The organism is Lactobacillus agrestimuris (genome assembly GCF_943193025.1).
GTDB lineage: Bacteria > Bacillota > Bacilli > Lactobacillales > Lactobacillaceae > Lactobacillus > Lactobacillus agrestimuris.
Genome location: NZ_CALPCQ010000002.1, coordinates 1 through 12,262, shown reverse-complemented (window position 1 = coordinate 12,262; position 12,262 = coordinate 1). Strand labels below are relative to the sequence as shown.

Annotated in this window: 6 protein-coding genes; 4 read left to right on the top strand and 2 right to left on the bottom strand. The window is 35.1% G+C overall.

Annotated elements, in window-relative coordinates; translation table 11 throughout:
• Nucleotides 1-663 precede the first annotated feature (663 nt).
• Complete coding sequence (locus NFR82_RS00665; RefSeq protein WP_251716224.1) at nt 664-1,380, bottom strand: TMEM175 family protein; 717 nt, start codon at nt 1,378-1,380, stop codon at nt 664-666.
• Between the two features lie 196 nt (nt 1,381-1,576).
• On the opposite strand from NFR82_RS00665, the gene NFR82_RS00660 reads away from it, so the two are divergent.
• A complete protein-coding gene (locus NFR82_RS00660) occupies nt 1,577-2,488 on the top strand; it encodes a YczE/YyaS/YitT family protein (RefSeq protein ID WP_251716223.1) in 912 nt (303 codons plus the stop codon).
• A 224-nt stretch (nt 2,489-2,712) separates the two neighbouring features.
• Nucleotides 2,713-3,678 carry an AEC family transporter gene (locus tag NFR82_RS00655; RefSeq protein WP_251716222.1) on the top strand — a complete coding sequence of 322 codons (966 nt, stop codon included), beginning with the start codon at nt 2,713-2,715 and terminating at the stop codon, nt 3,676-3,678.
• A 35-nt stretch (nt 3,679-3,713) separates the two neighbouring features.
• Here NFR82_RS00655 and NFR82_RS00650 read toward each other — a convergent pair whose 3' ends face one another.
• Nucleotides 3,714-4,592 (bottom strand): LysR family transcriptional regulator, encoded by an 879-nt coding sequence (locus tag NFR82_RS00650; RefSeq protein ID WP_251716221.1) that lies wholly within the window; start codon nt 4,590-4,592, stop codon nt 3,714-3,716.
• Between the two features lie 127 nt (nt 4,593-4,719).
• On the opposite strand from NFR82_RS00650, the gene NFR82_RS00645 reads away from it, so the two are divergent.
• Both NFR82_RS00645 and NFR82_RS00640 read left to right on the top strand, forming a co-directional pair.
• Complete coding sequence (locus NFR82_RS00645) at nt 4,720-6,357, top strand: malolactic enzyme (RefSeq protein ID WP_251716220.1); 1,638 nt, start codon at nt 4,720-4,722, stop codon at nt 6,355-6,357.
• 470 nt (nt 6,358-6,827) lie between these two features.
• A partial coding sequence (locus NFR82_RS00640; RefSeq protein WP_251716219.1) for a Rib/alpha-like domain-containing protein occupies nt 6,828-12,262 on the top strand: 5,435 nt, incomplete at its 3' end.

Sequence of the window (12,262 nt, the reverse complement as noted above, 5' to 3'; positions counted from 1 at the left end):
TATCATCTAAATATTTATATTATTATTAATATATTTATAGCAATAAATATAAAAGAAAATAGTATTGTAAATAAAATTTGATTTCTAGTTATTAGCGACTCCAAATGGAGTCGCTTTTTATATTGTAGAAATAAGAACGACGTTATTTGGAAATATAAATATTAAGATATGAAAGCATTATAGATGTAAATGTTAATACACATATATCGTGACATCACCATATAATATTAAAGCTAAAAATAATTATATTTGTCTTAATAATTGTATATCTGTGGATAAGGTTAAAGATAATTATAATAGTAATAATAAGTACAATTATAAAGATAAAAAAATCACGTCGTTTATAATAAATTTAAAACGATGTGAATTTAAGTAATTATTGATATTACTTGTTTACAAGTAGTTAAAAGTATAGCCTTATTTATATTTATAATAATTAATATAAAGTACTCTATTTACATAAAAAATCCACCTCATTTGAGGCAGATTTTTTGAATACTTAGATAACACAAATTATAGTTTTGATTCTTTAAACGTCTTGTAATTATAATATTTATATAATTCCACCCTTAATTTCGGCATTCTAAAATACTAAGTCGAAATTAAGGGTAATATTAAAATATAAAAGACAAAGAAAACTGGACAAAAAAATAAAAATTCCGCTTATTTTGCAGAACTTTTATTTTGTCTACGTCCTCCTGTTCTCCCTGAAAAGTTTTCTGAAGGGAAAATAAAGGAAAGAATAGGGATAGTTACATAAAGAATCATTGCTAATTTTGGAGCGAATAATGATAGAACGATTAGCGCTACATTCAATATTAAAATGGATAACATTCTGCGTATTGAGGCACGTGTTCTAAAAGTATTAATGATTTTATAGTCCTTCATCGTTGGCAGTGCTCCAACATATTGGACGAGGATTCTAAGTATTTTCGCGATAAAGAAGACAATTCCAAAACAAGTTATGGCAAAACTAGAAGTATCTTCCATAATCCATTTAGTCATAATTGGGAGCAGAGATAAGTCGGCAAGTAAGAAAAAATCTGCAATGGCAGTTGTTTTCCTTGGTTTCAGAATAAAATATGAAAAATCAAGGTGGAGATCATACCAAAAGTCCGCAATTATAAAAAATGAAATTAAGAAAACTAAAATGTCTCCAAAAAATTTCACGTAATTAGTCGAGTGAAGGGGAGGCTGAATTTCTAATACAATAATGGTAATAATGATAGCAATTACCCCATCATTAAAAGCTTGTAAATGTTCGCGTAATTTCTCTGGTTCTTTAGCCAATGAATGATGGAATTTTTCTCTGTTTTGATTTAAAATGCTTTTTTCTTGATCAGAAAGCTTATCAAAGTCATAGTTGCGTTTACGATGCATTTTTCTTCTCCTTAAATAGATATTTGTAATTATATATATGCACTTGTCTCAAGCATAAAATAGTTCTGAAATTCATTATATAAAAGTTATCTTTAAGAAGTAAATAAGGGATATGGAGGGAAGCTTAATGAAATTTGTCTGAATGAGATGGTTTTGTATAATAGAAAGCAATAAGTTTATAGGAGGTTATTACTTTATGAAAAAATCACGTCCTGTAGTAAATATCTCTTTGAAGACTTTAATGTCTTTCATAGGAATTACAATCCTTTCGATGGGAGCTACCTTCCTACGTGGAGGCGGCGTCGGAATGGATCCTTTTACTGCTTTAAACATGGGAATTTCTAATCATTTACATATTGGACTAGGAATTTTTCAACTTGCATTTAACTTCGTTATTTTTCTTTTTATTTTGTGGTTAGACCGCAAGAAGATTGGAATTGGAACTTTTTTAAACATGGTTTTGGTTGGATTTGAAATTCAAGGCTTCGATATTCTTTATAAACAATGGTTTGGCAGCCGTAGCGGATTCTTTGTTATTGCGGCTGACTTAATTATTGGTCTACTACTCTTTACTTTAGGTGCCTCACTTTATATGGGACCAAATCTTGGTGTTGCACCTTATGATGCGATCGCACCAATTATTACTTCGAAAACTAATTTACCTTATCGATGGGTGCGCGTAGCTCAAGATGTATTGTTTATGGTTTGTGGGTGGCTCGTTGGTGGTCCAGTAGGAATTGCCACAATTATTGTTGCCTTCTTCACGGGTCCATTAATTTCTTGGTGGGATAGTCATGTATCTAAACCATTAGTTTCTACCATTGATGAGGCCACTAGTCCTGAACGTCGTCTTAACGTGGTTACAAGTTTACTGAAACACTTAGGTACACGAACTTTGAATACCATTAGAAATACTTATGATGCAACTGAACAAATTCAAAGGAATGCAGTAACATATTCAACGAGTGATTTAAAAACTCAGTTAAAAATTGTTCGTCGTAACATGACAAATTCTAAACAAATGTATGATTCATTTGTTGAACAAGAAAAACTCATTGAAGCAGAAATCAACAAGCGGGTTGAAAATGCTAAGTCCAAAAATGAATAATAAAATAGCAGTCCATGACTGCTATTTTTATTTTTATCAAATCAAAATATTTATACAAATGGATTGTTCATAATATTATTTTTGAGATAATGCTCTTTTTGTTTAAATAAAATTGCCACTTTAATTTTTTAAAAAAAGTGTTATAAATATTCTGTTCTAGGGATGTCCATATAAGCATTCCCAAAGGTTAACAAAATTTTATTTATATGAGAGGAGATTAGGCAATGGCCAACTTTTTAACATCCGTATCAAGCGTGGTTGAAATTGTTTTGATCATCGCTTTAGGATATATCTTGCGTAAGCAGGGATGGTTTGCGGATACATTTGCTGGAAATATTTCAAAACTTATTACCCAAATCGCCCTTCCTGCTTCTATTTTTATGTCAGTTCAAAACTTTCTGACTAGGGATAAATTATTAGAATTATTCTCTAATTTATTAATTCCTTTTATTGCAGTAGTAATTTCATATATTATTGCATTTATTTTAGTAAAGGTACTTAAAGTACCGGTAGGACGTCGAGGAGTATTTATTAACACATTTGCTAACGCCAATACTATTTTTATTGGAATGCCATTAAACATTGCTTTATTTGGTAACAAAGCAACTCCATACTTCTTGATTTACTACATCATCAATACTGTTTCTACTTGGGCATTTGGTGTCTTCTTAATTAAGAATGATGATCCAACTTTAGTTGCTCAAGAAAAGAAGGGTAATAAGATTAACTGGCGTAAAGTTTTACCAATGCCATTAGTTGGTTTTATTGTAGCCGTAATTTGGTTAATGACTGGTATTCAAGTACCAAAATTTGCTGGTGATACACTTAACTATGTTGGTCAATTAGTTACTCCATTATCATTAGTATATATTGGTATTGTTTTGGCTAATGCAGGTCTTAAGAGTATCCACTTTGATAAAGATACTATTTTTGCATTGCTTGGACGTTTGATTTTTGCACCAGCAATCATGATTCTATTAGTAATGTTCTGTGCACCACAAATGCACTTAACTATGCCTAATTTAATGGCTAATACTTTCATCGTTCAATCAGCTACTCCAGCACTTGCCGTATTACCAATCTTGGCTGGTGAAGCCCATGGTGATGTTGATTACGCAACTAACGTAGTTGTTTTAAGTACATTATTATTCATCATTGTTGTTCCAGTATTAATGATGATTGTTGGTTAAATTTAGAATATAAAAATAAGACTTCATTCGAAGTCTTATTTTTTTTGCGTTAAGATGTTCCAAAGTAGCTCTTCTTTTTCAGTAAGGATATAGTTTTTTCTTGTGGCCGCCGCAAAAATAAATTCAGGCTGATCTTTATCTAAAAGTGGAATTGATACAACATTATCTTTTTCATTCAGGGATAATGTGGTAACAAAAGAAACACCTAAATTTTGGCCGACTAATGACTTGATGACGGCTACATCAGGACTACGGTAGATAGTATTCAGCGTAATATGATTTTTATGAGCCATTTTTTCTAAAGATTGAGTATGAATATAATCTTGAGTCATCCCGATAAAATTTTCTTTAGCTAAGTCTTTAAAATAGATGCCATCCTTTTTAGCAAAGGTATGATCTTTTGAAACAATTACTTCCATTGGATAACGATCAATAATATGAAGTTTAATTATTGGTTCAATATCTAATGAAGCAAGACCTAGCAAAGTAAGATTGATTTCACCCTCAACAAGCATTTTACGCAGATCATGAGAACCACGTTCGACAACATTTAGTCGTGGCAAAATTCCTTTTGAAAAAAGTGTTGGAGCAATTTTTGGTAAATAATTACGTCCGATAATTGGTGGAAGTCCAAATAAAATATCTGCACTGGGGTGAGCCTTAACTTCTGCTTCGGCAACTGAAACTTCATTTAATATTGTTTGTGCATGTTCATCAAACTGTTGTCCCAAACCTGTAATGATTATACTTTTATGCGATTGATCACGGATAATAAATTGTCCACCAAATTTCTTCTCTAAGCGTTTAACGGCAGCGGAGATTGTTGGTTGACTAACATCAAATTTTTCAGCAGTTTTGGTATAACTTTTTAAATTAACTAATGCGTGGAAGTATCTCAAATCTTGGATGTTCATGTTTAACCTCTTCATATAAACAAAAGTTTAGGATAATGTGCTCTTTGACTATAAATTTTTGGCCAAGATATACTAACCTATGATACAAGAAAAAATTTAGAATTACCAAGGTTAGGGAGGCAATATAATGAGTAATGCATGGTCAATTTTAAATAATCCTTTCAAAAATAAGGGAACCGCATTTACTAATGAAGAAAGAAAGAGACTTGGCTTAGTAGGTACTTTACCAATCCAAGTTGAAACTATTGAACAACAAGCTAAGCGTGTTTATGACGAATATAAGAATCGTCCTGAAGGCTTACAACAACGTCAATACTTAATGGAAGTTTTTGACACTAACCGTACTTTGTTCTACCGCGTGATGCAAGATCACATTGAAGAGTTAATGCCAATTATCTACGATCCAATTATTGCACCAGCAATTGAAAAATATAGTGAAATCTTCCAAAGACCTCAAGAAGCTGCCTTTTTATCAATTGATAATGAAGATGATATTAAGGAAAGTTTGAAGAATGCTGCAGCTGGTCGTAACGTTAAGTTAATCGTTGTTACTGATGCAGAAGGTATTTTAGGTATTGGTGACTGGGGCACTAATGGTGTAAACATTGCTGTTGGTAAATTAATGGTTTATACCGCAGCAGCTGGAATTGATCCTAGTGAAGTATTACCAGTTTCATTAGATGTTGGTACTAACAACGAAACTTTATTAAATGATCCATTATACTTAGGCTTGAGAAAGAAACGTGTATATGGTGACAAGTACTACCACTTCGTAGATTCATTTGTTGCAGCAGCACGTGAAGTCTTCCCAGATGTTTACTTACACTTTGAAGACTTTGGTCGTGATAACGCTACTAAGATCTTAAAGCAATACCAAGACAAGATTCCTGTCTTTAACGATGATGTACAAGGTACTGGTATTGTATGTTTATCTGGTGTCTTAGGCGCATTAAACATTTCTAAGCAAAAATTTACTGATCAAGTCTTCTTAACTTACGGTGCTGGTACTGCAGGTATGGGTATTGCTAATATGATGTACCGTGAAATGCGTATGGAAGGCCTAAGTGAAGAAGAAGCCAAGAAGCACTTCTACTTAGTAGATAAGCAAGGTCTTTTATTCGAAGATACTCCAGGCTTAACTCCTGAACAAAAGCCATTTGTACGTAAGAGAAGTGAATTTGCTAATGCTGATGAATTAACTAACTTAGAAGCCGTAGTTAAGGCAGTTCATCCAAGTGTAATGATTGGTACTTCAACTAATCCAGGTGCCTTTACTGAAGGCGTAGTAAAAGCTATGGCTGCTGGTACTGAACGTCCAATTATTTTCCCAATTTCAAACCCAACTAAGTTAATTGAAGCTCACCCAGAAGACATTATTAAATGGACTGAAGGACGTGCATTAGTTGCTACTGGTATTCCATCAGCTCCAGTTGAATACAATGGTGTAACTTACCACATTGGTCAAGCAAACAATGCTTTGATTTATCCAGGTTTAGGTTTAGGTGTCTTAGCAAGTAAGACTAAACTTGTTAATGATGAAATTTTATCAGCAGCTGCTCACTCACTTGGTGGTATTGTTGATACTTCTCAACCAGGTGCTGCAGTACTTCCTCCAATTTCAATGCTTCAATCATTTACTAAGACTGAAGCTCGTGCAGTAGTACAATCTGCTATTGATCAAGGCTTAGCCGGGGATGGTATTACTGATCCTGTTAAAGTTACTGAAGAAATGCAATGGACTGCAGAATATACTAATGAAGATTAGTTTTAATAATTTAATATTTTAAAAGATAGTGGTTTTATAGATAGGAAAAGCTAGTGCATTAATATGCATTAGCTTTTTTATTAGTTTAAATATCGCAAATTTGTGAATACATACCTAAATAAATAACAAATTATTCACTCGAATTTTAAATAATTTTTGGAAGAAATCGACTATAAATCAGCATGATCACATACCTAAATAAATAACAAATTTCCTATTCAAATCATAAATAAATTGCTTTAAGAATTGGCTATATAAGCGATAAAACTATAATTATGGCGCAAGAATAATATAACCATGTATAGACTAAAGATTTTGAAAAATAAAAGTATAAAAATAAATTCAAAAAGTATAGAATAACACTTGTTTTTATAAAAAATCCTGCTATCATAAGTAAAGCTTAATAAATAAATAAGCTTTAATAAAGAAAAATAAGAAACAACAAGTTGCTTAAGGAGGATAAAGAATAGATGTTATCTAAGAATAATTATCAAGAACGTCTTCGTAAGATGGAACGTAAACAAGAACGTTTCTCAATCAGAAAGTTTAGCGTAGGTGCTGCTTCTGTTCTTATCGGAGTATTGTTCTTTATGAATGAGGGACCAACCAATCATGTAGTTCGTGCTTCTGAATTAACTGGTCACAATGTTAATGTTGCAAGTGATAAAGGAACTGATTCAACTGGATCTGAGACTCCAGATCCCCAATCTGCAGAAAAAACATTACAAGTTGCTTCTGATGCTCCTACTTCATCTGAAGAAACATTACAAATTGCTTCTGCTTCTACTTCTCAAGAAAATCAAGAAGCAAAGTCAGCTGCTGGAGAAAATAAAAAAACAACATCTGAAGCTCCAAAATCAGATGCAGTTAAATCTGATGCACCTAAGTCAGAAGCTAAGTCTGATGCTACAAAAGCAGATGAAAAGACTGATAATAAAGATGCAAAATCCACAGAAACAACTACTTTAAAGCTTAATACTAAGGATTTAGCAAAAGGTAATGGTTCATTAGATGCTTTAATTAAAGAAAGTAAAGTTGCTACTCCAGCAACTACTGATGAACATACTGCTACTGTAGACAACTTTGCTGACTTATCAAAGGCTATTGCAAACAAGGATATTAATACCATTAACCTTACTGGTGATATTGATTTAACCAACATGACTGAAGAACAAAGTCAAGTTGATGGTGGATTAGTATCAGGTGGTACTGGTTTAACTGGTGATAACTGGTTACAACCTTACGAATTAGCTGCTAATAAGACTTCAAATAGTCCATTTACTAGCATTGCTCGTGCTTTAACTGTTAATGGTAATGGCCACACAGTTAATATGGGTAACTGGTTCATTTCATTGTGGAACCAAAACCAAGATAATACTAATGGTTGGAAATTAACTTTCAATGATGTAAAGGTTAAGAACAACTCAACCAGTACACGTTACACACCAATTTACTTTGGAAACATGAACAGTGCTAATCTCAAAAAGGTTACTCTTACTTTCAATAATTTCCAAGCTGATTTAAATACACCATTAACTAATGATGAAGATGGTGTGGATGTTATCTTCAAGGGTAAAGATGTAATTAATGTTTCACCTTTAGCAGATAATGCTACTGGTTCAATTGAATCAGGTGCTGATAGAAACATTATTTTTGCACGTAACGTCCTTATTGATGACAATGCTGATGTAAGTATTACGGCATCAATGACTGGATCATTTGGTCTTGGTGGCCTTACTTCTGGTGTTCAAGATGAAGAACACAATGTAATTAAGCTTAGTCCTGATACTAGTGATAGTAGTGATCCAGCAGGTAGTATGGCTGTTGGTAAGAATGCTAAGTTAACTATTAATACTAATGGTATTGATGGTAAAGGAAGTACTACAAGTTTACGTGGTATTGCTTCACGTAATGCTAATGGTACCTTGACATTAAATGAAGGTGCTACTGTTAACATGACCTTAGGTAAAGGTCACTCATCTGCTGTTCTTTTATCTAACTTAGACTTAAAGAAGGGTTCAACTCTTAATATTGACACCATGCAAGACAATAATGGTTTTAGTCAAAGAATGTCTGGTAACATGGGTTCAAATGGTTGGATTTATGCTCCTATTGCTTTAGGTGCCATCAGTTTCTCACAAACTGGTAATGCACGTTTAACAGTTGCTGACGGTGCTACCTTAAAGATGACCCGTGGTAATGTTAAGACTTCTACTGCCATGATTCAAATTGGGGGAAGTACAGTATTTGGTGGTCAATCTTACGACTTAGAATTTGCAGATGGCTCAATCATTGATATTCAAGATGCTTCTGACAATGAAGGTATGACTGCTGGTATAGGTAATATTGGTGTTACTACTGGTAAGAAAAATGCTTATAGTCCATTAATTTACATTATGAAGACCTCAAAGGTTGGAACTATTGGTCAAGTTAAGTACTTAAACCTCCAAAGAACTAACCCTAATGGTTACTCAGTTGGTAATTTAATTAATGCTGAATCAGGTCTTCACATGGACGCTGGTAAGTTTGGTGGCGTTGATATCAAGCAATGGGATAAGGGTAATAACAATGCTGACCCAAACAAGACTTGGCAAGTTGAAAACTTTAGTGAAGAATCTAGCGGTAAGATTAACGCTGCTGGTATGGCACCAGTTGATAACAACAAATTAAACGATTTCCTTTCAAGTGTTAACTTAACCAAGGGTACTCAACAACGTTTAGTAATGACTTCAATGGATCTTGAAGCATACAACTACGATGCTCGTTACAAGGATTCAACTGCTAAAGTTGGCGAAACTGTTAACATTGATGCACCAACTTTCTACCAAGTAGGTGAAGATGGAACTCTTACTCCAGCAAATCCAAATCCTGATTTACTTGATAACACTATGTCAGGTCACCCATACCAATTAGGTTGGGCACAAACTGGTAATGTAACAATTCCTCAAGGTGCAACTATTGATCCAGCAACTGGTAAGATTACTTTTGCTGCTAACCAAGGTCAAGTTGGTACTGTTGTATACATTCCTGTAACTGTAACTTACAAGGATGACTCAATCGATCAAGTTATTGCTCCTGTTTATGTTTTAGGTAACGATACTACACCTGTATGGCAAAAGGATGAAAATGGTAATACCACTGGTGCTGTTGCAATTCAATATGCTGCAGGTAACTTACCAGAAACTACTGATAAGTCAGCACAAGTAGAAAATATTGCTGATAACTACAAGTTAACTTACTACGCTATCCCAACTAAGGATAATCCAGAAGTTACTCCAGTAGATATTACTAACTACGGTAAAGTTTCATGGGCTAAGGCACCATCAACTGTGGTAGATACTCCAAGTAACAATGAAACTATTACAGCTCCAGTATCTATTAGCTTTGCTCCAGATTCAGTTGTAGTTAAGAATGGTTATGTTAAGGGTGGTACTCAAACTGCTGACTTAAACTTAGACTTAACCGGTGCTGCTGCTAAGAATACTGATCTTGGCTTCTCAAAGAAGAGTATCGATAACGGTTTAACTCAAACTCAATTCAAGCGTTTAGTTGATACTACTGCTTTAGATAATGCTGGAATTAGTTACACTTTAAGTTGGGCACAAACTCCAACTACTAAGGCACAAAATTCTGGTGTTGTTCGTGTAACTTACCCATCAGTAATGCAAGCAGATGGTACTACTCCAGCTTACTTAGATATTCCAGTTCAATACAAAGTTAATGATCCAGCAAAAACTGCTGATGATGTTGATGTAACTTACCCAACTACTGCAACTTCAGCTAAAGAAGCTGCAACTATTACTCCAGTAATTACTGATAACGATGGTAAGACTATTGAAGTTCCAGCTGGAACTAAGTTTGCTATTGATGGTAATGCTCCAGCAGGTGCAACTATTGATCCAGCAACTGGTGTTGTTACTATTCCAGCAACTAATACTACTGGTGTAACCACTGTTCCTGTAACAGTAACTTACCCAGATGGTTCAGCTACTCAAACTACTGTTAAGAGCGTAGCCGTTGCAACTAATGATGATGTGAAGAACCCAACTTCTCCATATGACATGGTCAAGGATCCAGCTAACTTACCAGCCGGTACTAAGGTAACTTGGGCAGATGATAATACTCCTGTAGCAGGTGACAATGTACCAGCTAAGGTTATTGTTACTGTTCCAGGTGCTGAACCAATCGAAGTAACTGGTACAGCTCATTACGACGACAGTGCTATTTACACTCCACAAGTTAAAAACCCTGTTCAAGCTACTCCAGAATCATTACCAGATGCAGCAGCTCAAATTATGAACATGGACAAGTTACCAGAAGGTACTACTGCAGCATGGCAAGATGGACAACAAGTCCCAGTTACTGCAGATCAAACTATTCCAGGTGTGATTGTCGTAACTTACCCAGATGGTTCAACTGATAAAGTTTCTACTACTATTACTACTACTGGACTTACTGATGCAGATCAATACACTCCAGAAGCTGCAACTGATTTAACTACTACTGTAGGTAATGTACCAGAAGCAGTTAAAGCAATTTCTAATGCTGATCAAATGCCAGAAGGTACTACTTATGCATGGACTACTGAACCAGATGTAAGTAAAGCAGGTCAAACTACTGGAGAAGTAACAGTAACTTACCCAGATGGAACCACTGATAAGGTCTCAGTACCCGTAACTGTAACTGCAGAAAAAGTAGATAAGACTGCTTTGCAAGATGCTGTAGATGAAGCACCAACAGTAGAAAAGACACCAGCATACATTAATGGTACAGATGATGCTAAGAAGGCCTACGATGATGCTGTAACAGCAGGTAAGGATGTTTTAGATAACCCAGATGCAACCCAAGCTCAAGTAGATGACGCTACTAAGGCAATCAATGACGCTAAGGGTGCATTAGATGGTAAGCCAGATTCAGATACTTACACTCCAGAAGCATCAACTGATGTAAAGGTTCCAGTAGGTGGCCAAGTACCAGCTGCAGAAACTACTATTACTAATGCAGATAAAATGCCAGAAGGCACAACTTATGAATGGACTAAGACTCCAGACACAAGTAAGGTTGGTAACACCACTGGTGAAGTAACAGTAACTTACCCAGATGGAACTACTGACAAAGTAACTGTTCCAGTAACAGTAGAAGGTGCAGATAAGACCGACTTACAAAAGGCAGTTGACGACGCACCAACAGTAGAAAAGACCCCAGCATACATTAATGGTAAAGACGATGCTAAGAAGGCATACGATGATGCTGTAGCAGCAGGTAAGGATGTTTTAGATAACCCAGATGCAACCCAAGCTCAAGTAGATAACGCCACTACTGCAATCAACGACGCTAAGGGTGCATTAGATGGTAAGCCAGATTCAGATACTTACACTCCAGAAGCATCAACTGATGTAAAGGTTCCAGTAGGTGGCCAAGTACCAGACGCAGGAACTACTATTACTAATGGCAAGGATATGCCAGAAGGCACAACTTATGAATGGACTAAGACTCCAAACACAAGCAAGGTTGGCGAAACTACTGGTGAAGTAACAGTAACATACCCAGATGGAACCACTGATACAGTAACTGTTCCAGTAACAGTAGAAGGTGCAGACAAGACTGACTTACAAAAGGCAGTTGACGATGCACCAACAGTAGAAAAGACCCCAGCATACATTAATGGTAAAGACGATGCTAAGAAGGCATACGATGATGCTGTAGCAGCAGGTAAGGATGTTTTAGATAACCCAGATGCAACCCAAGCTAAAGTAGATGAAGCAACTAAGGCAATCAACGATGCCAAGAATGGTTTAGATGGTAAGATTACTGTTAACCCTTACTACCCAGCAGCATCAAGCTCAGCATCAGAAGCAAATAGTGCAGCAGATGTAGCAAAGAGTAACGCAAGTTCAGCCGCATC

Excerpts from the sequence above, each read along its gene's own strand:
- NFR82_RS00660 (WP_251716223.1), top strand. The coding sequence starts at position 1,577 with ATGAAAAAATCACGTCCTGTAGTAAATATCTCTTTGAAGACTTTAATG.
- NFR82_RS00655 (WP_251716222.1), top strand. The coding sequence starts at position 2,713 with ATGGCCAACTTTTTAACATCCGTATCAAGCGTGGTTGAAATTGTTTTG.
- NFR82_RS00650 (WP_251716221.1), bottom strand. The coding sequence starts at position 4,592 with ATGAACATCCAAGATTTGAGATACTTCCACGCATTAGTTAATTTAAAA.
- NFR82_RS00665 (WP_251716224.1), bottom strand. The coding sequence starts at position 1,380 with ATGCATCGTAAACGCAACTATGACTTTGATAAGCTTTCTGATCAAGAA.
- NFR82_RS00645 (WP_251716220.1), top strand. The coding sequence starts at position 4,720 with ATGAGTAATGCATGGTCAATTTTAAATAATCCTTTCAAAAATAAGGGA.